We start from the raw sequence: 22,404 nt of genomic DNA, 5'->3' as shown, positions 1-22,404 counted from the left end.
TCGTGCGGGAGCGGCCGCAGGGCGCCTTCAGCGCTCGCGCAGCGCGCGTGATCCCACGTCCACCAGCGGCGAGAACAGGTATTCGAGGATGCGCCGCTGTCCGGTCTTGATTTCCGCGGCGGCCGTCATTCCCGGCGACAGCGGGATGTCGTTGCCGTCCACCGCGATGACCTGCTGGTCGAGGGCGATGGTGACGGGGAAGACCAGATTCTGCATGCGCTGGGTGCCGCCGAGGCCACTGGTGCGCGGGGTGTTGGCCGGGGAGGCCAGCGATTGCTGGACGTCGGGCTCCGCCACCGCGTCATGGGCGACACGGACCACCTTCCCCGACAGCATGCCATAGCGGGTGAAGGGAAAGGAGTCGATCTTCACCACCACCGCCGCGCCTTCGTGCACAAAGCCGATGTCGCGGTTGGGCATGTACACCTCGAGTTCCAGCCGCGAGCCTTCCGGCACGATGCGCATGATCTCCTCGCCCATGGACACCACCTGCCCGGGGCCGATCACGGCAAGCGCGGTGACGGTGCCGGAGATGGGCGCGGTGATGGACATGTGGTCGAGCGCGGCGCGTGCCTTGGCGAGGCGCTCGCCAGCGTCATCGATCCGCCGCTCCACGTCGGCGAGGCGCTGGACATTGTCGGCCACGAAGCCGTCGAGCAGGCTGACGCGTTTGCGTTCCAGCACCTGCATGGAGGCCCGCACTTCCTGCAGCTGGCCTTCCTGGACCCGGAGATTGACCTCCTGGGTCTGCCGCACCTCCTGGGCATCGAGCAATTGGGCTTTGGACCCCACCGCGCGCTCCATCAGCTCGGTGCGCATGCCGATGCGCACGTCCTGGGTCGAGAGCAGGCGTTGCTGGGCGGCGATGGTGGTCTCAAGACGGGCTTCCTCCGCCTTGGCCTGCGCCAGCTGGGCGTCGAGAGTGGCGATGTCCGAGTTCAGGCGGCTGACCTCGCCGAACAAGACACGGGCCTCGCGCTCGCGCACGGTGGCGGGGATGTCCGGGCTCCAGTCGGGTTCGGCGGGCGGGCGCTTGTTCTGCACGGCGTCGAGCGCCGCGCGGCGCCTCTGGGCCTCGGCGTTGAAGGCGGTCAGGGATGTGGAAATGGTCGCGACATCCGCCTGGGCCTCGCGCGGGTCGAGTTGCACGAGCACTTCGCCTTGACGCACCGGTCGCCCGTCCGCCGCCGAAACCGAGAGAATGCGGCCCGGTTCCACCGGCTGCACCACCTTGACGCGGCCGGTGGGCTGGATCTTGCCAGTGGCGATCGCCACCACGTCCACCCGTCCGATCCAGCTCCACACCAGGGCGATGGCGGCCAGGGCGCAGATCGACACCAGCATGGCGAGGCGCACCGGGGAGGGGGGCGTGTCCAGGATCTCAAGGGCCGCCGGCAGGAATTCGCGATCCACCGGGGCCCGGCGATCACCCTTGGGCGCTGGCGCGCCGGTCGCCGGGGCGGGCGGGGGGGACGGCGGGTGGGGTTCGGTGCTCATGCCTCGGGCCTCGCCGTCTGCATCGCCCACAGGCGGGCATAGAGCCCGTTGGGGCGCGCCAGAAGCTGATCGTGGGTGCCGGCTTCGACGATTCGTCCGTCCACCATGCCGATGATGCGGTTGCAGTCGCGCACGGCGGCGAGGCGGTGGGCGATGATGATCACGGTGCGGCCTTTCGCGATCTGGCGCATGTTGGCCTGGATCACCCGCTCGCTCTCGTAGTCGAGGGCGGATGTGGCTTCGTCGAAGATCAGGATCGGCGGATTGGTGGCGAGCGCCCGGGCGATGGCGATGCGCTGGCGCTGGCCGCCGGAGAGGTTGGCGCCGCGCTCCTCGATCAGGGTGTCGTAGCCTTCCGGCAGCTGCGAGATGAAGCTGTCGGCCCCGGCGAGGCGCGCCACCGCCATCACCCGGGCGCGCGGCATGGCGGGATCAGAGATGGCGATGTTCTCATGGATGGTGCGGTTGAACAGCAGGTTCTCCTGCAGCACCACGCCGGTATGGCGGCGCAGCCAGGCCGGGTCCACCTGCGACAGGTCCGCCCCGTCGAGCAGCACCTGTCCCTCGTTGGGAATGTAGAAGCGCTGGATCAGCTTGGTGAGGGTGGACTTACCCGAGCCGGACGGGCCGACGATGCCGATCACCTCGCCGGGACGAATGCCGAGCGAGATCTGTTTCAGCACGTCCGGGGAGCCCGGGCGGTAGCGGAACGTCACGTTGCGGAATTCGATCTGGCCCCGTGGCGGAGGTGGGGCGGACCGGGTGCGCGGCATGCGTTCCGCCGGAGCGTTGAGGATGTCGCCGAGCCGCTCCACGGAGATCTGGACCTGCTGGAAATCCTGGAAGATCTGGGACAGCCGGAGCACCGGCTGGGCCACCTGTCCGGCGATCATGTTGAAGGCGATGAGCTGGCCCACGGTCAGCTCGCCGTCGATGACCGCCCGCGCGCCGAAATAAAGGATCAGCGCGGTGGACAGCTTGGAGACGTATTGAATGGAGTTCTGGCCCAGCGCGGCGAGCTGGGTAGCCTGGAACGAGGTCTTCACATAGGCCGCGAGGCGCTCTTCCCACTCGCGCTGGACGATGGGTTCCACCGCCGCCGCCTTCACCGTCTGCGCGCCGACCACGGTTTCCACCAGGAATTGCTGGCTCAGGGCGCCACGGTCGAACTTCTCCTTGATCCGGTCGCGCAGCACCGGGCGGATGGCGAAGCTGATGAGGAGGTAGACCGGGATGGTCAGCAGCACGATCAGCGTCAGCCAGACGGAATAGGCGAGCAGCACGCCGATGAAGATGAAGGTGAACAGGAAGTCGAGGACGGAGAACAGGCCCTGCCCGGTGAGGAAGGCGCGAATGGTTTCAAGCTCGCGCACCCGGGCCACCGTCTGTCCGGCGGAACGGGTCTCGAAATAGCTGATGGGCAGCCGCATGAGATGGGCGAACAGGCGCTGGCCCAATTCCACGTCGATGCGGTTGGTGGTGTGCGCCAGGGCATAGGTGCGTAGGTGCTGCAGCACCACGTCGAAGGCGCCGATGATCACGAGCCCCACCACCAGCACCATGAGGGTGGAAACGCTCTGATGGGCAAGCACCTTGTCCACCACCACCTGGAAGAACAGGGGGGTCACCAGCGCGAACAGCTGGATGAACAGGGACGCCAGCATCACATGCCCGAGCGGCCGGCGGTAGCGCCAGATCGAGGGCAGGAACCATTTGAAGCTGAAGGAAGCCTGGTCCCCGCCGGGGCCCAGGAAGCGGCGGGTGATGCGCAGGGCCACCGGCTCCAGGCCGGCGGCGAGGGTCTCCGCGTCCTGGGCGTTTTCCTGGCGGGTCACCGGGTCGATGATGCGATAGCGCCCGTCCGGCAGCCGTCCGCCGAACACGCGGAAGGCGCCGTCCCGGGTGCACACGATGGATGGAGCGGGCAGGCCGTCGAGACCGGAGGGAAGCTTGAGGGTGCCCACGGAGGCCTTCAGCCCCAGCATGCGCGCCGCGCGCACCACATGGTCGCGGGTGGCTGTGGTGGCGCTGTCGAGCGCCAGGTCGCGGCGCAAGGCCTGCGGGTCCGACGGAATGTGAAAATAGGCGGCGATGCCGCTCAGGGCAATGAGGCCACCATCCGCGACGGCGGGCGATTCGTCGGGGCCCGGAGGGGCTTCGGCATTCATCGAACGACGCCTTTCAAGTCGGATCGAACGGCGACCAAGCGCGGCTCGCGGTCAGTCATGCCGTATCGCCGGGAGCCACGGGGGCGCGCGGCTTCTCGCTGTTCTTTGGTTCCATGCTGCCGTGACATGCGGCCCGCCCTCCAAAGCCCCTGAGTCTGGCACTGGCCGGTATCCTGAGCGTATCGGGCATGGAGGATCTGGCGCGACTCCCGGGGACGTCATGCCACGGTGGTTGTACCGATGTCCACCGCTACCCCTGCGCTGGCCTGGGGGGCTGCGCAGCGCCATCCTCCCGCGGCGCCGGCTCCAGCATCCGGTAGCGGCCACGGTAATAGAGGAGCGGCGCCTCCTCGCCCTCCGCGTGCATGTGCACCACGCGGCCGACGAAGATCACATGGTCGCCGCCGTCGTAATGGGCGTAGGGCACGCATTCGAAGCAGGCGTGGGCGGGCAGCAGGCGCGGCGCGCCGCTTGGCCCGTGCTCCCACCGGGTGGCGGCGAACTTGTCCTCTCCCGCCTTGGCGAAGCGGTTGGACACCTCCTGCTGATGCTCCAGCAGGATGTTCACGGAATAGGCTTTCACCTGTTCCAGGCGCGGCAGCGAATGGAGCGAGCGCGCCATGCAGAACAGGACGAGGGGCGGGTCGAGGGAGACCGCGGAAAAGGAATTCACGGTGACGCCCATGAGCCCTTCGTCGTCGCCGGCCATCACCACGGCGATGCCGGTGGCGAAGCGGCCCATGGCGTTGCGCAGGGCGCGCGGGTCGAAACGGGCGTCGAGGTCAATGCTGGTCATGATGAAAGGCTCGGTGCGGCATGAACGGTGCTTATCCCAGCACCCTGCCCGCTCCTATAGCTCTTTTTGCGGCGCGGTGTCCGCGACTTCCCCCGCGGGCGGGATCGGTCTAAAGGCATCGGCCCATGGCGTACGCTGTCAAAGAGATGTTCACGACCCTCCAGGGCGAGGGGGCGCAGGCGGGCCGCGTGGCGGTGTTCTGCCGCTTTTCCGGCTGCAATCTGTGGTCCGGCCGTGAGGCGGATCGGGAGGGGGCGGCGTGCCGCTTCTGCGATACGGACTTCGTCGGAATGGACGGGGTTGGCGGCGGCCGCTTCGAGACGGCGCGGGCGCTGGCGGACACCCTGGCGGCGGCCTGGGGGCCGGGGCTGGAGCGCCGCTTCGTTGTCTTCACCGGCGGCGAGCCGTTGTTGCAGCTCGATGCGGCGTTGATTGCAGCGACCCATGCCCATGGCTTTGAGATCGCCGTGGAAACCAACGGCACCCTCGCGGCACCGGACGGCATCGACTGGATCTGCGTGAGCCCCAAGGCCGGCGTTCCTGTGGTGCAGGACCATGGCAACGAGCTGAAGCTGGTGTTTCCGCAATCCGGGCTTGGACCGGACGCGGTCGCGGGGCTCGATTTCACCCATTTCTTCCTGCAACCCATGGATGGGCCGGAGCGGTTGGCCCACACCCGGGCGGCGGTCGCTTACTGCCTCGCGCATCCGCGATGGCGCCTTTCCCTTCAGTCCCATAAGATGATCGGCATTCCATGACCGAAACCGCGCGCAAGATGCGCATTACCCAAGGCTTTGCCTTCGAGGCCGCCCATTTCCTGCCACGCGTTCCCGAGACGCACCGCTGCCGGCGCATGCACGGCCACTCCTATCGTGTGGAGCTGACCCTTGAAGGGGAGGTCGACCTGCATACCGGCTTCGTGGCGGATTTCTTCGACATCGAGGCGGTGTTCGCGCCGCTTCTGGCGCAGCTCGACCACTATTGTCTCAATGACGTGGCGGGACTGGAAAACCCCACCGCCGAGAATATCGCTGTCTGGATCTGGACCCGGGTGAAGCCGGCCTTGCCGCAGCTCGCCAGCGTGCGGGTGTTCGAAACCCCCCTGTCGTCCGCCGAGTATTGCGGGGCCTGAGGCCTGGGTGCTTCACATCCGCCGGGCAATGTCGGCGTCCCGGTCATGGACGTCGCGGTCGGGGATGGCCGCTGCGGCCGCCCGCAGGGTGGGCAAGATGTCTTCGACACGGGTGGCGGTGAGGATCGTCATCGGCAGGTCGCGGGGCAGAAAGCCGGCGTTCCCCATGTGCGCGATCAGCGCCAGGAAGGGATCCCAGAAGCCTTTGAAATTGGCCAGCAGGATCGGCTTGCGATGCTGTCCCAGCTGGGCCCAGGTGATCTGCTCCACCAATTCTTCCAGCGTGCCGATGCCGCCCGGCAAAGCGACGAACGCGTCGGCCTGCTCGAACATCAGTCGCTTGCGCTCATGCATGTCGGCGACTTCGATCATCTCCGCCTGGTGCCGGAAGGCGCGTTCCGCCTTCACCAGGAAAGTGGGGATGATGCCCGTCACGGCGCCGCCGCCCAAGGCCGCGGCGGTCGCGACCTCCCCCATCAATCCCACGCCGCCGCCGCCGTAGACCAGGCGGATTCCCTCCCCAGCCAGCATCTGGCCGAAGCGCCGCGCGCCGTCGGTAAAGACGGGATCGGCGCCGCGCGAGGAGCCGCAATAGACGCAGATGCTATCAATTCGTGCCATGACCCTGCTTCATGCCGCGGGCGCCGGCGCCTGACCGGTGCCCCGTGAATGTCATCGTGACGCGCCGTGCGCCCGGGCTGCCATCCGCGCGCTCCGGTCCACGTGCGTGGCTCCGGCATTCGCGGGCCGCCCGTGGTGGCCGCAGCGGGTGCGTCGCGCGAGCGATGCTAGCACCGTTCGCGCGGCGCGGGGCACCCTCGCCGGCGGCCGCGACGACCGCGTGACACGCGTCTTGAAATGGTCATTGTCATCGTCTATCGCCGATAAACGATGATGACCTCTCCCGATGCTGCCTCCGGTGACGCTGAGGACGCCACAACCGCGGCCCTGGATGCCCTGGCCGATCGCCTGCGCGCCTTGGCGCACCCGGCGCGCCTTGTGGTGCTGCAGCGGCTGGCGCGTGCCAATCGTTGTGTTTGCGGAGAGATCGTGCGCGGTCTGCCGTTGGCGCAATCCACCGTGTCCCAGCACCTGAAGGTTCTGGGCGAGGCGGGGCTCATCTGCAGTCGCGCGGAGGGTACGCGCACCAGTTATTGCCTCGACCGCGCGGCGCTCGTCGCGTTGCGGGCCGAGATCGATGCCGTGTTCGATGTGCTGCTCGCAGAGGGGCCCCTCGACACACCGGCGGAAGGCTAGGTTCCATGTCTGACAGGTCCAACGAGAACGCCCCCGGCGCCCCCGCCGGCGGACGTCCTGCATCCGGCGTCATGGGGGAGCGCATGTTTGGCACGCTGTCGCGGCTGTGGCCTTATCTGTGGCCGCAGGACCGGGCCGATCTGCGCGCGCGGGTCATCGTCACCCTGGTGCTGCTGTTCGGCTCCAAGGGCGCGACCATGGTCGTGCCGTTCGTGTTCAAATGGGCGACCGACGCCCTCAGCGCCGAGGCCAACGGCACTCCGGTCCCGTCCGGATGGGCCTATGTGCTGGCCGCCCCGGTGGCGTTGACCCTGGCCTATGGCCTTGCCCGCATCGTCATGGCCGCCGTCACCCAGCTGCGCGACGGCATCTATGCCAAGGTGGCGCTGCATGCGGTGCGCAAGCTGGCCATCGCCACCTTCCGGCACATGCATGACCTGTCGCTGCGCTTCCACCTGGAGCGCAAGACCGGCGGCCTGACGCGGGTTCTGGAACGGGCGCGCAATGGCATCGAAACTATCGTGCGCATGCTGGTGCTGCAGCTGGCGCCGACCATCGTCGAGCTGGTGATGGTGCTCGGCGTGCTGCTGTTCGCCTTCGACTGGCGCTATGTGGTGGTGGTGACGCTGACCATCGCCGCCTACGGCCTGTTCACCTACCGCGCCAGCGAGTGGCGCCTTGCCATCCGCAAGGAGATGAACGACAGCGACACCGAGGCCAATACCAAGGCGGTCGACAGCCTGCTCAATTACGAGACGGTGAAATATTTCGGCGCCGAGCGCTGGGAAAATGCCCGGTACGACCGCTCCATGGCGCGCTACGAGACCGCCACCATCCACACCTACACTTCGCTTGCCTGGCTCAACGCCGGGCAGGCGGTGATTTATTCGATCGGCCTCGCCATCGTCATGGTCATGTGCGTCTACGATATCCGTGCGGGGCGGCAGACGGTGGGCTCGTTCGTCATGGTCAACGCCATGATGATCCAGCTTTACGTGCCGTTGAATTTTCTTGGCTTCATCTATCGCGAGATCAAGCAAGCCCTGTTGGACATCGAGTCGATGTTTGCCGTGCTGGCGCGCGATCCCGAGATCAAGGACCGGCCCGGGGCGCTGGACCTGGTGGTGTCCGGCGGCACGGTGCGGTTCGAAGACGTGCGCTTTTCCTATGAGGGCGACCGCGAGATCCTGAAGGGCGTGTCGTTCGAGGTGCCGGCCGGGCGAACGCTGGCCATCGTCGGCTCCTCCGGGGCCGGCAAGAGCACGCTGTCGCGTCTGCTGTTCCGCTTTTACGATGTCTCGTCCGGCCGCATCCTGATCGACGGGCAGGACATTCGCACCGTGACCCAGTCCTCGCTGCGCGCGGCCATCGGCATGGTGCCGCAGGATACCGTCCTGTTCAACGACACCATCGCCTACAACATCCGCTACGGTCGCCAGGATGCCAGCGAGGCCGAGGTGGAAGAGGCGGCGCGGCGCGCCCGGATCGACGATTTCATCAGGTCCACCCCCAAAGGCTACCGGACCGAGGTGGGCGAGCGCGGTCTGAAACTGTCCGGCGGCGAGAAGCAGCGCGTGGCCATCGCGCGCACCCTGCTCAAGGCGCCGCCGATCCTCGTGCTGGACGAGGCCACCTCTGCCCTCGACAGCCACACCGAGCGCGATATCCAGGAGGCGCTGGACAAGGTGTCCGAAGGGCGCACCACCCTGGTCATCGCCCACCGCCTGTCCACCGTGGTGAGCGCCGACGAGATCCTGGTGATGGCGAACGGACGAGTGGCCGAGCGCGGCAGCCATGCCGCGCTGCTGGCCCGGGGCGGCCTTTATGCGGACCTCTGGCGCCGCCAGCAGGAATCCGAACCCGCGACGCCGGCCATGGAGGACGATTCCGAGCCGACGGAGGCGGATGCACAAAGCCTCAGCCCTGCGCGGATGGAGGACGCCGAGGAAGACTATCGCGACAACGCGTCCCGCGCGGTGGGCTGAGGCCTCAGCCTTCGCGCGCGACCCGGCTCAGGGCTTGGCCACCATCCAGGCGCCGCTCATCAGGCCGTCGCCGGTGGCATCACCGGGCTTCTGGTCCTTCGACCAGCTGTAGAGCGGCTTGCCCTTGTAGGCCCATTGGCTGGAGCCGTCGTCGCGGGTGACGAGGGTCCAGGCCCCCATGGCCTTGGCGCCGGCGGCGGCCTTCAGGGGCGGCCAGTTGGTGGCGCAAGGCCCGGTGCAGGCGGATTTGCCGGGTTCGTCCTTGGCGAAGACATACAGGGTCATGCCGGCGGGATTGACCAGGGCCTTGCCCTTGGCGGTCTCGGCCACGCTGGCGGGATCGGCGACGGCCGACAGGGTGCCGAGGGCCAGCAGCAAGGCAGCCGCTGCGGGGCGAAGAAGCGATGGGCGCATGGCGTCACCTCCGAAAGGGGCGCCGGGTTCCCGCCGGACGCCGGAACGCGCGTGCTCGCGTCCCGCTGCTGAACGCCCCGCCGCCTCCGGCGTTCCCGCCCGCCCTGTCACGCCCGTGTGACCCACATTACCGAACCGTAATTCCCGGGCCAGGGAACCGTAAGGCACGGGCCGCTAGTTTCACTCTCCAACCTGCAGATGACGCAGGGCACCAATTGCCAAGACGAGGCCCGATCGCATGACCCGCACTGACAAGACCCCCTCCGTGACCAAGCGTCGCCGCCAGGCCCTGCTGGCCGGCGTGTTCGGCCTCGCGGTCGCCGGCATGGTGGCCGGCGAGCTGCTGCCGGGCACCGCGACCCCCGCCCTCGCTCAGATCACCACCAGCCAGCCCGCAGGCACGTTCTCCTTCGCCGACATCGTCGAGAAGGTGAGCCCCGCGGTCGTCTCCGTGAAGGTCAAGAAGGACGGTGGTGACAAGGTGGCCATGAACGACGGCGAAGGTCTCGGCGGCGGCAACATTCCGCCCCAGATCGAGCAGTTCATGAAGCGCTTCGGCTTCGGCGACGGCCAGGGCCCGATGGGTCCGATGGGTCCGCGCGGCCCGAAGGGCGGTCCCCGCGGCGAGCGTCCGGTGGTGGGCCAGGGGTCTGGCTTCATCATCTCCGCCGACGGCTACGTGGTGACCAACAACCACGTGGTGGACGGCGCCGACGAGGTGGATGTGACCACCACCGACGGCAAGGAGCATGTGGCCAAGGTGATCGGCACCGATCCGCGCACCGACGTGGCGCTGCTGAAGATCGCCGACGCCAAGGACCTGCCCTGGGTGAAGCTCGCCGACAGCGCCCCGCGCGTGGGTGACTGGGTGATCGCGGTGGGCAACCCGTTCGGCCTCGGCGGAACGGTGACTGCCGGCATCGTCTCCGCGCGTGGCCGCGACATCGGCTCGGGTCCTTATGACGACTTCATCCAGATCGATGCCCCCATCAACCGGGGCAACTCCGGTGGCCCGACCTTCTCGCTGAACGGCGAGGTGATTGGCATGAACACCGCCATCGTCTCGCCTTCGGGCGGCAACGTGGGCATTGCCTTCGCCATCCCGTCGGAGACCGTCAAGCAGGTGGTGAACCAGCTGCGCGACAGCGGCTCGGTGGCCCGCGGCTACATCGGCGTGCAGATCCAGCCGGTGACCGAGGAACTGGCTTCCGGCCTCGGCATCAAGGAGACCGAGGGCGCCCTGGTGGCCCAGGTGCAGCCGAACACCCCCGGTGCCAAGGCCGGGCTCAAGGCTGGCGACGTGATCGTCAAGATCAACGGCGAGGCGATCAAGGACGCGCGTGACCTCACCCGCAAGGTGGGCATGATGAAGCCGGGCACCGAGGTCCAGCTCGCGGTGATCCGCGATGCCAAGCCGACCACCGTGGCGGTGAAGCTCGACCAGCTCCCCAACGAGCAGGTCGCCCGCGCCGACAAGGGGGACGAGGACGCGGCCGGCAAGGATCTGCCGCGCCTCGGCCTGCAGCTGGCGCCTGCCAAGGGCGTGGACGGCGCCGGTGGCGAGGGCGTGGTGGTGACCGGGGTGGACCCGAACGGGCCTGCCGCCGCCCGCGGCTTCCGCACCGGCGACGTGATCCTGAAGGTGGGCGACAAGACCGTCACCACCCCCAAGGATGTGCGCGATGGTCTTGCCGCCGCCAAGGCGGAGAACCGCAAGGCCGTGCTTATCCAGGTGAAGAGCGAGCAGGGCGTGCGCTTCGTCGCCATCAGCCTTGAGGGCAAGGCCAAGGGTTGATCCCGGGCTGACTGAACGATCGACCTTCCGAGGTCCCGGGCCGGCTGAGCCGGTCCGGTTGGAGCCGATCGGCGGGGCCCGCCCCCCCGCTCCGCCGGTCGGATCATTTTCGGAGCCGGGACCGCTCATTCCCGTCGCCGTCCGGGCGGGCTCGGCTTCAGCGGCGCGGAAAGCTCCAGAGGGCTTTCCGCGCTTTCCTTTTGGCGGGTCCGCCGGCGCCCTCCGCGCGGCGCGGCGCCGGTTTCCCGCTCGCTCAGCGGGGAGCGGCTGGAGGGAGAGAAGCCCGCCGGGGCGGTGCTCCGCCCGACATGGCGTTTCAAGGTTTTTCGTGATCCGGGTCGGATGACGCGCGGGCGCCAGTGAGACGGGCGCGCGATCCCGCCGGCGCCGGTACCCTTTTCGCTCGAAATCGCTCTAGAGTGACATGAACGCGAATCTCGATCCGGATGCACTCACCATCATGCGCCTCCTCCTTGTCGAGGACGACCGCGACGCCGCTGACTATCTGCGCAAGGCCTTCCGCGAGGCGGGCCATGTGGTGGACCACGCCGCCGACGGCGAGGAGGGATTGGCGCTCGCCATCGACGGCAAATACGACGTTTTGATCGTGGACCGCATGCTGCCGCTGCGCGATGGCCTGTCGGTGGTGGCGGAGTTGCGCGGGCGCGGCCACGCGACGCCGGTGCTCATCCTGTCCGCGCTGGGGCAGGTGGACGACCGGGTGCAGGGGCTGAGGGCCGGCGGCGACGACTACCTGCCCAAGCCCTATGCCTTCACCGAGCTGCTGGCGCGCGTGGAAGCGCTGGCCCGGCGGGGCGGGCCGCAGGCCACCGACACCGTCTACAAGGTGGCCGACCTGGAACTGGACCGGCTCGCCCATCGCGTCACCCGTGGAGGCAAGGAAATCCCCTTGCAGCCGCGGGAGTTTCGCCTGTTGGAATATCTCATGCGCCATGCCGGCCAGGTGGTGACCCGCACCATGCTGCTGGAAAACGTCTGGGACTATCATTTCGACCCGCAGACCAACGTCATCGACGTGCATGTGTCGCGGCTGCGCTCCAAGGTCGACAAGGGCTTCGACGTGCCGCTGATCCATACCGTGCGCGGCGCCGGCTACATGGTGCGGGCCGGTGCGGCATGAGGGAGCGGGGCGCGGGTCTCCGGCGTCTTCGGGCGCGGGGGCGGCGATGAGGGGCGTCCGGCATCTCGCGCGCCTGGTGCGGACCACCGCCTTCAAGCTGCTGGCGGCCTATCTGGCTGTGTTTGCCATCTTCGCGGTGTCGGTCATCGGCTATACCGCCTGGCACACCCGTGAGCTGATCCAGAATCAGGTGGCGGACGACCTCGATCGCGAGGTGCGCTTCCTGTCGGATCAATATCGCAGCGGCGGCATCCAGCGGCTGGTCTATGTCATCGATCGGCGCTCCCGGCGGCCGGGCTCGGCCCTCTACATGCTGGCGAACTTCCAGGGCGAGGTGCTCGCCACCAATGTGGCCGACCTGTCCCTGGGCCTTCTCAACGAGGCCGGCACCCGCTTCGCCACCTACAACCGCAGTGACGACGGCGGTGCCAGCCGCAGCCATGTGGCGTTCGTGCAGGTCTTCATGCTGCCCGGCGGCTACCGGCTGCTGGTCGGGCGCGACATCGAGGAGCGCGATACGCTGCGCGACCTGGTGGCGCGGCCGGCCCAGGGGGCGGTGGTGCTCATCGTGGTGCTGGGGCTGGCCGGTGGCGTGTTCGTGACGCGCCGGGTGTTGAAGCGCATCGATGCCATGACCGCCACCACCGAAACCATCATGGCGGGTGACCTGTCCGGCCGGCTCGCCGTGGCTGGCACCGGGGACGAGTTCGACCGCCTCGCCCATTCGCTCAACGCCATGCTCGAGCGCATCGAGGCGCTCATGCTGGGGTTGAAGGAGGTTTCCGACAATATCGCCCATGACCTCAAGACCCCTCTGACCCGGCTGCGCAACCGCGCCGAGGAGGCGCTGCGCACCGCCCGCACCGATGATGACTGGCGCGCGGCGCTGGAGACCACCATCGAGGAAAGCGACGGGCTCATCCGCACCTTCAACGCCTTGCTGATGATCGCCCGGGCGGAGGCAGGGCAGGCGCGGGACAGCATGACCGAGGTCGACCTTTCGGATATCGCCGCGAATGTCTCCGAGCTCTATGAGCCGCTGGCGGACGAGCAGGGGCTCGACCTCACGGTGGCGCTGGAGCCGGTGACGGTGCATGGGGTCCGCGAGCTGCTGGCCCAGGCGCTCTCCAATCTTCTCGACAATGCCATCAAGTATGGTGCGCCGGCCGATGGCGTGCGTGGGCGCATCGCGGTCACCCTGGTACGCGACGACACCGCGGCGGTGCTGCGGGTCGCCGATTCCGGTCCGGGCATCGCCGCCGCCGACAGGGAGCGGGTGGTCGAGCGCTTCGTGAGGCTGGAGGCCAGCCGCACCCGGCCGGGGTCGGGGCTCGGCCTGTCCCTCGTGGCGGCGGTGGCGCGCCTGCATGGTGGCGAATTGAGCTTTGCCGACAACGGGCCGGGCCTCGTCGTGACCTTGCGCCTGCCTGCGCAGCCGCTCCGGCCCGGCCTCGGCGGGGGATCCGAGATGGCCAGCGGGCGTTAACCTTTGTCGGCCAGAAGGGGCATTGTCACCGTTCGAAGCGGCGGGCTTGCCGCGACGGCGTTCCCGCGTCCTTATGTGGGGCTTGCACATTGTGCGCCCCCGTGCCTTTAGGTCAGTCCATGCGCGCGCCCCAAGCCCCGGACCACGTATCGGATTCCTCTACGGAGCCAGCTCTCGCCGTCATGATGCGGGAGGCGCCCGTGGTTCACGACGCGGCTGCGGCTGCGGCCCGGCTGTCGCATGCCCTGGAGAAGCTGGCGCCGGCGGAACGGGAGAGCCTTGAGGCCCTGTTCGTTGCCGGTCCGGCGGCGCGGGCGGCTGTGCTGGGCGTCGCGGAGGGCTCGCCCTTCCTGCTGGAACTGATCCGTTCCGAGCCGGCGCGGCTGCTGCGCATCCTGGGGCACGGTCCCTGCGGGCACCTTGACCGGCTGATCGACGCGTGCGCCGAGACCTGCCTCGCCGCCACCGACGAGGCGGTGGTGATGCGGGCGCTGCGGCGGCTGCGCAGCGAAGCGGCGCTCCTGATCGCGCTGGCCGACATCGGCGGGGTGTTCGACCTCGTCGATGTGACTGCGGCCTTGAGCGACGTGGCGGATGCGGCGGTGCGGGGCGCCCTCGACTTCCTTCTGGCCGATGCCGCCCGGGCCGGGCGTCTCACGCCGCAGGATCCGGCGCAGCCGGCCATCGGCTCCGGCCTCGCGGTCATCGCCATGGGCAAGCACGGCGCCCGCGAACTCAATTACTCCAGCGACATCGACCTGATCGTCGTCTACGACCGCGACCGGGCGCCGGTCGCCGCTGATGTCGCGGTTTCCCCGTTTTTCGTGAAGATCACCAAGGGTTTGGTGCGGATGCTCCAGGAGCGCACCGGCGACGGCTATGTGCTGCGCGTCGACCTGCGCCTGAGGCCCGATCCCGGCTCAACCCAGGTCGCGCTCTCCATCAACGCGGCGTTGGATTATTACGAGCGCGAAGGGGCGACCTGGGAGCGCGCTGCCTACATCAAGGCGCGTCCGGTGGCCGGCGATCTCGATCTCGGCCGGCGCTACCTCACCGAGTTGCTGCCGTTCGTGTGGCGGCGGGTGCTGGATTTTCAGGCCATCTCCGATGTCCATGCCATGAAGCGGGAGATCCACGCCTTCCGCGGCCATGACGTGGTGGCGGTGGAAGGCCACAATGTGAAGCTCGGGCGTGGCGGCATTCGCGAGATTGAATTCTTCGCCCAGACCCAGCAGCTCATCGCCGGCGGGCGCGATCCTTTGCTGCGGACCTCGCGGACGCTGGAAGCGTTGCAGGCGCTCACCGAACATCGCTGGATCGCGCCCAAGGTGCGGGACGAACTGAGCGAGGCCTATCTGTTCCTGCGCCGGGTCGAGCACCGCATCCAGATGGTGGCGGACGCGCAGACCCATGAACTGCCGGACAGCCGCGAGGCCATGGAGGGCTTTGCCCGTTTCATGGGTTACGCTGACCGCGATGCCTTCGCCGCCGCTCTGGTGGATCGGCTGCAGCGCGTGCAGGGACATTATGCGCAACTGTTCGAAGATGCGCCGCCTCCGGCGGTGCTCGACGCGGAGCTCATCTTCCCACCCCATGAAAACGACCGGCCGACCCTGGCGGCGCTGGCGCGGCTGGGCTTTCGCGATCCCGCTGCGGCCAGCGGCATCGTGCGCGGCTGGCTGGCCGGCCGTCCCCGCGCGCTCAAGGGCGATACGGCGCGCCAGCACCTGGCCCGCATCGTGCCGCTGCTGCTGGAATCCCTCGCGCGCGGGGGCGACCCGGACGGCGCGCTGATCGCCGCCGACCGTTTCCTCACCGACCTGTCCGGCCCGCACCTGCTGGCGGCGCTCGATCGCCACCCCGATCTGGTGCGGCTGCTCGCCACCATTCTCACCGCCGCGCCGCGGCTGGGGGAAACGCTGGCGCGGCGGCCCTCCCTCGCCGACGCGCTGCTGGACCCGGCCTTCTTCGACGTGCTGCCGGACGAGCCCGGCCTCGAAGCGCATCTCAATGCCCTGTTGGACACCGCCGACACCGACGAGGAGCAGTTCGACCGCGCGCGGCGATTCCGCCAGGAACAGCACGTCCTCATCGGCGTGCGCATCGCCTCCGGCACTTTGCCGGCGGCGCGGGCGGGTGAGGCCTATGCCCGGCTGGCGGAGGTCATCATCCGGGCCCTGCATTGGCGCGTCTGGGCGCGGTTCGTGGAGGCACACGGCCGGATCGCGGGCGCGCGCACGGCGGTGCTCGCCATGGGCAAGCTCGGCGGCCGTGAGATGACGGCCGGGTCGGACCTGGACCTGATCGTGCTCTACGACTTCGCGACCGATGCCGATCCCACGTCCGACGGGGCGCGGCCGTTGCAGGGCGCGCAATATTTCGCCCGTTTCACCCAGCGCCTGGTCACGGCGCTGACCTCCCTGACCAACGCCGGCAAGCTTTATGACGTGGACCTGCGGCTGCGGCCGTCGGGCCGTTCCGGGCCGCTGGCGACCCGCCTTGCCTCCTTTGCCGCCTACCAGCGGGAGGAAGCGTGGGCTTGGGAGCACATGGCGCTGACCCGCGCCCGCGTCATCGCCGCCGATGCGGACTTTCGCGCCCGCGTGGAGGAAGTCATCTGCGGGGTCATGCGTCAACCGCGGGACCGGCGGTCGCTGGCCCGCGATATCCTGGACATGCGCCGCGCCATCGCCGCCGAGAAGGGTGAAGGCGATAAGTGGAACCTCAAGCATGCCGCCGGCGGGCAGGTGGATGTCGAGTTCCTGGCACAATACCTCGTGCTGGCCCATGCGCACGAGCATCCGGAAATCGTCGATTCGGCCACCGCCCGCATCCTGGCCCATGCCCAGCGGCTGGGCCTGCTCGAAGCGGCTGATGCGGATGTGCTCATCCGCGCCTGCCGGCTGTACCAGGACATGACGCAGGTGCTGCGGCTTTCGGTGGACGCCCACGTGGTGCCGGCGGACGCGAGCCCCGCGCTCAAGGCCCTGCTGGCGCGCGCCGGCGAGATGCCGGACTTCGCGACCCTGGAGGCCGATCTCACGGACACCCAGGAGAAGGTGCGCGATGTCTTCACGCGCATCCTGGAGGCGGGGGCGGCCTGACGCCGGGACCCCACGCCCGGCGGGGTGCGGCGGTTGGCGCGTGCGCGCCCTGGGCGCCACGGGTTGCCCTGCGTGCGTATCTGCCTCTATGCTATTCCGTAGCGGAATGTTGACTTGTGTCAAGTCATGCGCCCGATGTGGCGCGTCATGTCGACTTCCTTCTTTCGCCCGGAGGAGTTGGTGCCGTGAACGGCGTAAATGAGGGCAGCGATTCCAAGGCTCATTTGGTGCATGATGTCGAAGGGATCGACTGGCATGCCTTGCCTCATTCGACGGTCTTCAGCACGCTGAGCACATCCGCGACGGGGATTTCAAGCGATGAAGCCCGGCGGCGACTTGCCCTTCACGGCGACAACGCGCTGCCGGAGGTCGCCGCGCCGCACCCGGTTTTCCGTTTTCTGGCGCAGTTCAACAATGCGCTCATCTATTTCCTGCTGGCGGCTGCGGTGGCCGCGCTGGTCCTGGGCCATGGCGTCGACGCTTTCGTGATCGTCGCGGTGGTGACGGTCAACGCGGTGGTCGGCTTCATCCAGGAAGGCAAGGCCGAGCAGGCCCTCAACGCGATTCGCAACATGATCTCGCCCCATGCCGCCGTGATCCGCGACGGCACGCGCACCTCCATTCCAGTGAAGGAGGTGGTGCCGGGAGATGTGGTGATGGTGGAGGCGGGAGATCGCGTGCCCGCCGACCTGCGGCTGGTCCGGGCCCGCAATCTGCTGGTGGACGAGGCCATGCTGACCGGGGAATCGGTGACAGCCGAGAAGGACGAGGGCCCGGTCGCCATCGACGCGCCGCTGGGGGATCGCACCTCCATGGCCTTCTCCGGCACGCTGGTGGCGGCGGGGCAGGGGATGGGGGTGGCGGTGGCGACCGGCGGCAAGACCCAGATCGGCCGCATCAGCACGTTGATGTCCACGGTGCAGCCCCTGACCACGCCGCTGCTGCGGCAGATCAACAGCTTCGGCACCGGCTTCACCGTCGTTGCCTTCGTGGTGTCGGCGGCGCTCTTCGCCTTTGCCGTGCTGGTGAGGTCCCATGACTGGGTCGAGGCGCTGATTGCTGTTGTGGCGCTCGCCGTTGGCGCGATACCCGAGGGGTTGCCGGCGGTCATCACCATCACGCTCGCCATCGGCGTGCGGCGCATGGCGGCGCGCAACGCGGTCATCCGCCGGCTGCCGGCGGTGGAGACCCTGGGCGCCACCTCCATCATCTGCTCGGACAAGACCGGCACGCTCACCCGCAACGAGATGACCGCGCGCCGGCTCGTCACCGCCACCCATCGGCTGGAGGTGAGCGGATCGGGCTATGCGCCCGAGGGCGATTTCAAGGCGCTGGGTTCCGACGATGACGTGGCAGCCCTGGAGGCGGCCGAGGAACTGATCCGCTGTGGCGTCCTGTGCAATGACGCGACCCTGGCCGAGACTGGCGGTCTCTGGCGGGTGAATGGCGATCCGATGGAAGGAGCGTTGGTGACCCTGGCGCTGAAGGCGGGGCTCAACCCGGAGCATCTGCGCGCGGAATGGCGGCGGCACGATGAAGTCCCCTTCGACCCCCAGCACCGTTTCATGGCCAGCCGGCACGGTCATCCGCGAGGCGGAACGGTCCTGTTCGTGAAGGGCGCGCCGGAGGCGCTGCTCGCCCGCGCCCGGCTGCAGGCGGGCGCGGGCGGCCCGGAGCCGCTCGATGTGACATATTGGAACGGGCAGATCGCGATCGCGGCCCAGGCCGGCGAGCGGGTGCTTGGCTTCGCGGCGCGGGTGGCGAACACTCCGGCGGCGGAGGAGGGCACGGCTCTTCACATTGGCGATGTGGACGGATTGGTCTTTCTGGGTGTCGTCGGCTTCATCGATCCGCCCCGGCCGGAGGTCATCACGGCCATCGCGGAGTGTCGCGCGGCCGGCATCGCGGTCAAGATGATCACGGGCGACCATGCGGCCACCGCTGCGGCCATCGCAGCCCAGCTCGGCTTGGCTGCGCATCTCGAAACCGCCACTGGCGCTGATGTGGATGCGGCGTCAGATGCTGAATTGGCGGTGCTGGCGTCCCGCGTCAGCGTGTTCGCTCGTACCAGCCCGGAACACAAGCTGCGCATCGTGCGCGCGCTGCAATCCACTGGCGCGGTGGTGGCCATGACGGGGGACGGGGTGAACGACGCGCCCGCTCTCAAGCAGGCGGACGTGGGCGTCGCCATGGGCGTCAAAGGCACTGAGGCGGCCAAGGAGGCCTCCGAAATGGTGCTGCTGAACGACAATTTCGTCTCCATCGTCGCGGCCGTGCACGAGGGGCGGACGGTCTATGACAATGTGCGCAAGGTGATCGCCTGGACCTTGCCCACCAACGGCGGCGAGGTGCTCGCGGTCATCGCCGCCATCCTGTTCGGCTTCGTCATGCCCATGTCGGCGGCGCAGATCCTGTGGATCAACCTGATCCTCACCATCACGCTCGGGCTGGTCCTGGCGTTCGAGCCCTCCGAGCCGGGCGTGATGCGCCGGCCGCCACGCCGCGCGGATACGCCGTTGCTGACGCCGTTCCTGCTGTGGCGCGTGGTGTTCGTGTCGTTCCTGTTCACGGTGGGCACGCTGGGCATGTTCTTCCATTCCCTCGGCGAGGGACGGGACCTGGCCACGGCGCGCACGCTGGTGGTCAACACCATCGTGGTGCTGGAAATTTTCTATCTGTTCAACGTGCGTTTCACGCATGCGACCTCGTTCACGTTGCGGGGCGCGTTGGGCACGCCGGCGGTGCTGCTGGCGCTGGCGGCGGTGGTGGTGGCGCAACTGGCCTTCACTTTCCTGCCGATCATGCATGAGGTGTTCGGCACGCAACCGGTGACTGTCGTGGATGGATTGATCATTGTCGCCATCGGCGTGATCTTCATGGCCATACTTGAAGGGGAGAAAACGCTGTTGCGCCGGTTCGGCATCGTCGCGTGAGGCGTGCCGCGGGCGTGGGCGGAAATCTCAGGGAGTTCGACATGACGCATGAGGCCGAGCCGCATGGCACACGGCGCCCGATCCTGCTGGCCACCGATCTCAGCGCGCGCTGTGATCGGGCGATGGACCGCGCCGCGCGGCTGGCGGCCGAGTGGGGCACGGAGCTGGTGGTTTTGCACGTCCTGGACGAGAGCGCCGCGCGGTTGCCATGCGCGGCCGAACGGGAGCTCCCGTCATGGCAGCGGGGGCCGGAGCCCCTGGCGATTATGACGGAGGCCTTGAACCTCGACCTGGAAGGCGTTTCGGTGCCGGTCACCCCCATCGTCGAGGTCGGTGACATCGCCGATGTGATCCTGAAGACAGCGGACGCCCATGGCTGCGGCCTCATCGTTACGGCCGTGGCGCGGGATCTGCCGTTGGGCGGCTTCCTGCTCGGCGCGACGGTGGACAAAGTGCTGCGGCGGGCACGTGTGCCGGTGCTGGTGGTGCGCCAGCGCCCGCGCCACTCCTATGGCGGCATCGTGGTGGCGGCAGACGTGTCGCCGGCCTCACGGGCGGCGCTGCGCCAGACGGCGGCTTTTTTTCCGGACACCCCGTTCCACGTATTCCACGCCTTCGACCCGCCACTCGACGGTTTGCTGAGCGATCCGACCGAGTATCGTGCCGCGTTCGGCCAACTCGCCACGCAGGATTTGGAGGCATTCCTGGCCGATGCAGGCATCGGGCCTGGCCATGTCATCGACATCATGGTGGAGCGGGGCGACCCGGCGCAGCTGATCCAGCATTATGTGACCGCTTTTCGCGCCGACCTCGTGGTGGTGGGCACGGAGGGGCGCAGCGCATTGCTGGAGCTGCTGGTGGGTTCCACCGCCAAATCGGTGCTCGACGGGCTGGCCTGCGACGCGCTGGTGGTACCGGCGGCGGACCCGCTCCCCTGATCCGGGGAGCGATTTCCCCCGCGCCGTCGCCGGCGTGGGGGAGGGGCGGTTACTTCCGGCCGGGGGCCTTATCGCCCGCGCCTTTTCGTGCCGCAGGCTGGCGCGTGAAGGTGCCGAGGCCGTTCTCGTTGAAGAATTCGACCGTCATGGCGGAGGCGTGCTTGCCCTTCAGGGCGAAAGTGACCTCCGAGAGCGTGCCGGGTGGCGCGCTTTCTCCCATGGGCGCGAAGGTGAAGGTGTCGCCGCTCCAGTGGCCAAGGGTGGCTTCCACTGGCTTCGGCCCCACGCTGAGCACCAGCCGATCACCCAGCACACTCACGGTGGCTGTGCCGTAATAGGCGTTGGTGTAGGTTCCCGCGTAGGTCTCAAGCGATTTCGCGGGCTCCGGCTGGGCCGGGGCGGGTTGCCCGGCGAGGACCCCGAGCGGCTTGTAGAGCGGCGCGATCAGCGTGCCATAAGCGGCAAACCAATCGCGGGTGAGGGTGCCGAACTCGACCATGTCCATGAACTGCATGGCCAGCGCCTCGGGGGCGCCGAGCGGCTGCGCGTTGGTGAGCACCACGATGCCGAGCTTTTCCGAGGGCATCATGGAAAAGGTGGTGCTGGCGCCGAGCAGGAAGGCCCCCGAGTGGGCGACGATGATGCGGGCGGCGGGACTCACCGAGACGCCGAAGCCGTGGCCGTAGAAGCCGGGCCGGGCCCAGGGCGTGGCCGAGGGCTCGGAGACGATCTGGGCGGTGATCGCCGGCAGCAGCGCTGCCGCGGGAGCGATCTCCTTGCCCTCGAAGGTGCCGTTGCCGAGCACGAAGGCAAGCCAGCGTCCCATGTCCCGCGCCGACGAACTCACCCCGCCAGCAGGCGACTGGGCGTCGGGCTGGCGCTGGTACTTGGCGACGAAGTTGCCATTTTCGCGCACGTGGGGCACGGCGCGGTTGGCCCTCTTGATGTAGTCGGCGAAGCGAGAGGAAGTCACGCTCATGCCGAGCGGCCGGTAGAGCACCTCGTCGGACAGGTCCGCCCAGTCCTTGCCGGCGGCGGTGGCGACGGCCTCCGCGCCGGCGGTGACGCCGAAGTTGGTATAGGCATAGGTCACGCGGAATGGGGCGAGGGGCAGCAGCCGCAGGCGTTCCAGGATCTGCCGACGATCGAACCCGAGGTCCTCCAGTTCGTCGCCTCCGTGATCCGGCAGGCCGGAACGGTGGGTGTAGAGGTCGGCGATGGTGACATGGTCGCTCACCCATGGGTCCTTGAGCGCGAACCACGGCATCAGCTTCTTCACCGGCGTATCCCAGGTGACCCTGCCCTGGCCCACCTCGTGCGCCACCACGCTGGCGCCGACCGCCTTGGACAGGGAGGCGATCTGGAACACGGTGTCGCCGTCGATGGCCGCGCTCTCGCCGACTTTGCGGACGCCGAAGCCCTTGAGATAGACCGTCTTGCCCTCATGCACGACCACGACCGCCAGGCCCGGCACGCCGGAGCGTTTCATGAGCGCGGTGGCGAAATCGTCGAGCTTGGCGATGGCGGCGTCGATCTGACCTTTGGGGATGCCAAGGGCCACCGTCTCGGGTGGTGGCAGCTTGGGGTCGATGGCCAGCCCATCGGCTCCCAGCGCGGCGCCGGTCGCCGCCAGGCCGCCAAGGCAGGCTCCGGCCAGCAGCAGGGCGCGCCATCGGGTGCGTCGCGCGAGGGGGCGGCGGCGCATGCGATGGCTTGGGGGAAGAGGCCGTGCAGGTGCGGTCATCGGGCGAGCCTGAA

Annotated in this window: 17 protein-coding genes; 10 read left to right on the top strand and 7 right to left on the bottom strand. The window is 68.5% G+C overall.

All coding sequences use genetic code 11. The features are described from left to right. Nucleotides 1-27: 27 nt before the first annotated feature. The 3 genes from V5F53_RS10135 to V5F53_RS10125 all read right to left on the bottom strand — a co-directional run bounded on the left by V5F53_RS10135 (nucleotide 28) and on the right by V5F53_RS10125 (nucleotide 4,461). Nucleotides 28-1,497, bottom strand: coding sequence for an HlyD family type I secretion periplasmic adaptor subunit (locus V5F53_RS10135; RefSeq protein WP_393996313.1), 1,470 nt, complete (start codon nucleotides 1,495-1,497; stop codon nucleotides 28-30). Next, entirely contained in the window at nucleotides 1,494-3,665 is a 2,172-nt protein-coding gene (locus V5F53_RS10130; protein ID WP_393996312.1) for a type I secretion system permease/ATPase, read from the bottom strand. The genes V5F53_RS10135 and V5F53_RS10130 overlap by 4 nt, the downstream gene beginning before the upstream one ends. 250 nt (nucleotides 3,666-3,915) lie before the next feature. After that, nucleotides 3,916-4,461 carry a flavin reductase family protein gene (locus V5F53_RS10125; RefSeq protein ID WP_393996311.1) on the bottom strand — a complete coding sequence of 182 codons (546 nt, stop codon included), beginning with the start codon at nucleotides 4,459-4,461 and terminating at the stop codon, nucleotides 3,916-3,918. Nucleotides 4,462-4,586: 125 nt separating this feature from the next. Between V5F53_RS10125 and queE the strand changes: the two genes are divergently transcribed. Both queE and queD read left to right on the top strand, forming a co-directional pair. Continuing rightward, nucleotides 4,587-5,219 (top strand): 7-carboxy-7-deazaguanine synthase, encoded by a 633-nt coding sequence (gene queE, locus V5F53_RS10120; RefSeq protein WP_393996310.1) that lies wholly within the window; start codon nucleotides 4,587-4,589, stop codon nucleotides 5,217-5,219. Between the two features lie 17 nt (nucleotides 5,220-5,236). Next, entirely contained in the window at nucleotides 5,237-5,593 is a 357-nt protein-coding gene (queD, locus tag V5F53_RS10115; protein WP_393996541.1) for a 6-carboxytetrahydropterin synthase QueD, read from the top strand. 12 nt (nucleotides 5,594-5,605) lie between these two features. On the opposite strand, the gene V5F53_RS10110 is transcribed toward queD, so the two are convergent. Then, nucleotides 5,606-6,214 (bottom strand): LOG family protein, encoded by a 609-nt coding sequence (locus tag V5F53_RS10110; protein ID WP_393996309.1) that lies wholly within the window; start codon nucleotides 6,212-6,214, stop codon nucleotides 5,606-5,608. A gap of 270 nt (nucleotides 6,215-6,484) precedes the next feature. Between V5F53_RS10110 and V5F53_RS10105 the strand changes: the two genes are divergently transcribed. After that, nucleotides 6,485-6,850: an ArsR/SmtB family transcription factor gene (locus tag V5F53_RS10105; RefSeq protein ID WP_393996308.1), complete on the top strand. Its 366-nt coding sequence runs from the start codon at nucleotides 6,485-6,487 to the stop codon at nucleotides 6,848-6,850. Nucleotides 6,851-6,855: 5 nt separating this feature from the next. After that, nucleotides 6,856-8,835 (top strand): ABCB family ABC transporter ATP-binding protein/permease, encoded by a 1,980-nt coding sequence (locus V5F53_RS10100; RefSeq protein ID WP_393996307.1) that lies wholly within the window; start codon nucleotides 6,856-6,858, stop codon nucleotides 8,833-8,835. A gap of 27 nt (nucleotides 8,836-8,862) precedes the next feature. Here the strand turns inward: V5F53_RS10100 and V5F53_RS10095 are convergent, their stop codons facing one another. Next, complete coding sequence (locus V5F53_RS10095) at nucleotides 8,863-9,249, bottom strand: COG4315 family predicted lipoprotein (RefSeq protein WP_393996306.1); 387 nt, start codon at nucleotides 9,247-9,249, stop codon at nucleotides 8,863-8,865. Nucleotides 9,250-9,487: 238 nt separating this feature from the next. Between V5F53_RS10095 and V5F53_RS10090 the strand changes: the two genes are divergently transcribed. From V5F53_RS10090 to V5F53_RS10075, 4 genes are all read left to right on the top strand, one after another. Beyond that, complete coding sequence (locus tag V5F53_RS10090; RefSeq protein WP_393996305.1) at nucleotides 9,488-11,044, top strand: Do family serine endopeptidase; 1,557 nt, start codon at nucleotides 9,488-9,490, stop codon at nucleotides 11,042-11,044. Nucleotides 11,045-11,468: 424 nt separating this feature from the next. Beyond that, nucleotides 11,469-12,185 (top strand): winged helix-turn-helix domain-containing protein, encoded by a 717-nt coding sequence (locus tag V5F53_RS10085; RefSeq protein WP_393996304.1) that lies wholly within the window; start codon nucleotides 11,469-11,471, stop codon nucleotides 12,183-12,185. A gap of 46 nt (nucleotides 12,186-12,231) precedes the next feature. Continuing rightward, complete coding sequence (locus V5F53_RS10080) at nucleotides 12,232-13,671, top strand: sensor histidine kinase (RefSeq protein ID WP_393996303.1); 1,440 nt, start codon at nucleotides 12,232-12,234, stop codon at nucleotides 13,669-13,671. Between the two features lie 119 nt (nucleotides 13,672-13,790). Beyond that, nucleotides 13,791-16,775, top strand: a complete 2,985-nt coding sequence (locus V5F53_RS10075; RefSeq protein WP_393996302.1) for a bifunctional [glutamine synthetase] adenylyltransferase/[glutamine synthetase]-adenylyl-L-tyrosine phosphorylase — start codon at nucleotides 13,791-13,793, stop codon at nucleotides 16,773-16,775. Nucleotides 16,776-16,894: 119 nt separating this feature from the next. On the opposite strand, the gene V5F53_RS10070 is transcribed toward V5F53_RS10075, so the two are convergent. Continuing rightward, nucleotides 16,895-17,032 carry a hypothetical protein gene (locus tag V5F53_RS10070; protein ID WP_393996549.1) on the bottom strand — a complete coding sequence of 46 codons (138 nt, stop codon included), beginning with the start codon at nucleotides 17,030-17,032 and terminating at the stop codon, nucleotides 16,895-16,897. Between V5F53_RS10070 and V5F53_RS10065 the strand changes: the two genes are divergently transcribed. Further along, on the top strand, nucleotides 17,003-19,708 hold the full coding sequence (locus V5F53_RS10065; RefSeq protein WP_393996540.1) for an HAD-IC family P-type ATPase: 2,706 nt from the start codon (nucleotides 17,003-17,005) through the stop codon (nucleotides 19,706-19,708). The two genes, V5F53_RS10070 and V5F53_RS10065, sit on opposite strands and share 30 nt — an antisense overlap. 14 nt (nucleotides 19,709-19,722) lie before the next feature. Continuing rightward, nucleotides 19,723-20,646 carry a universal stress protein gene (locus V5F53_RS10060; RefSeq protein WP_509212998.1) on the top strand — a complete coding sequence of 308 codons (924 nt, stop codon included), beginning with the start codon at nucleotides 19,723-19,725 and terminating at the stop codon, nucleotides 20,644-20,646. Nucleotides 20,647-20,695: 49 nt separating this feature from the next. Here V5F53_RS10060 and V5F53_RS10055 read toward each other — a convergent pair whose 3' ends face one another. Continuing rightward, nucleotides 20,696-22,351, bottom strand: a complete 1,656-nt coding sequence (locus V5F53_RS10055) for a serine hydrolase (protein ID WP_393996300.1) — start codon at nucleotides 22,349-22,351, stop codon at nucleotides 20,696-20,698. Between the last annotated feature and the right edge of the window lie 53 nt (nucleotides 22,352-22,404).

The organism is Xanthobacter cornucopiae, assembly GCF_043195065.2.
In the GTDB taxonomy this organism is placed as follows: Bacteria; Pseudomonadota; Alphaproteobacteria; order Rhizobiales; family Xanthobacteraceae; genus Xanthobacter.
This window is presented reverse-complemented; position numbering and strand designations above follow the sequence as displayed.

What these genes read in the sequence shown, in the direction of transcription:
- V5F53_RS10135 (WP_393996313.1), bottom strand. Translation starts at nt 1,497, where the DNA reads ATGAGCACCGAACCCCACCCGCCGTCCCCCCCGCCCGCCCCGGCGACC.
- V5F53_RS10130 (WP_393996312.1), bottom strand. Translation starts at nt 3,665, where the DNA reads ATGAATGCCGAAGCCCCTCCGGGCCCCGACGAATCGCCCGCCGTCGCG.
- V5F53_RS10125 (WP_393996311.1), bottom strand. Translation starts at nt 4,461, where the DNA reads ATGACCAGCATTGACCTCGACGCCCGTTTCGACCCGCGCGCCCTGCGC.
- queE (WP_393996310.1), top strand. Translation starts at nt 4,587, where the DNA reads ATGGCGTACGCTGTCAAAGAGATGTTCACGACCCTCCAGGGCGAGGGG.
- queD (WP_393996541.1), top strand. Translation starts at nt 5,237, where the DNA reads ATGCGCATTACCCAAGGCTTTGCCTTCGAGGCCGCCCATTTCCTGCCA.
- V5F53_RS10110 (WP_393996309.1), bottom strand. Translation starts at nt 6,214, where the DNA reads ATGGCACGAATTGATAGCATCTGCGTCTATTGCGGCTCCTCGCGCGGC.
- V5F53_RS10105 (WP_393996308.1), top strand. Translation starts at nt 6,485, where the DNA reads ATGATGACCTCTCCCGATGCTGCCTCCGGTGACGCTGAGGACGCCACA.
- V5F53_RS10100 (WP_393996307.1), top strand. Translation starts at nt 6,856, where the DNA reads ATGTCTGACAGGTCCAACGAGAACGCCCCCGGCGCCCCCGCCGGCGGA.
- V5F53_RS10095 (WP_393996306.1), bottom strand. Translation starts at nt 9,249, where the DNA reads ATGCGCCCATCGCTTCTTCGCCCCGCAGCGGCTGCCTTGCTGCTGGCC.
- V5F53_RS10090 (WP_393996305.1), top strand. Translation starts at nt 9,488, where the DNA reads ATGACCCGCACTGACAAGACCCCCTCCGTGACCAAGCGTCGCCGCCAG.
- V5F53_RS10085 (WP_393996304.1), top strand. Translation starts at nt 11,469, where the DNA reads ATGAACGCGAATCTCGATCCGGATGCACTCACCATCATGCGCCTCCTC.
- V5F53_RS10080 (WP_393996303.1), top strand. Translation starts at nt 12,232, where the DNA reads ATGAGGGGCGTCCGGCATCTCGCGCGCCTGGTGCGGACCACCGCCTTC.
- V5F53_RS10075 (WP_393996302.1), top strand. Translation starts at nt 13,791, where the DNA reads ATGCGCGCGCCCCAAGCCCCGGACCACGTATCGGATTCCTCTACGGAG.
- V5F53_RS10070 (WP_393996549.1), bottom strand. Translation starts at nt 17,032, where the DNA reads ATGCCAGTCGATCCCTTCGACATCATGCACCAAATGAGCCTTGGAATC.
- V5F53_RS10055 (WP_393996300.1), bottom strand. Translation starts at nt 22,351, where the DNA reads ATGCGCCGCCGCCCCCTCGCGCGACGCACCCGATGGCGCGCCCTGCTG.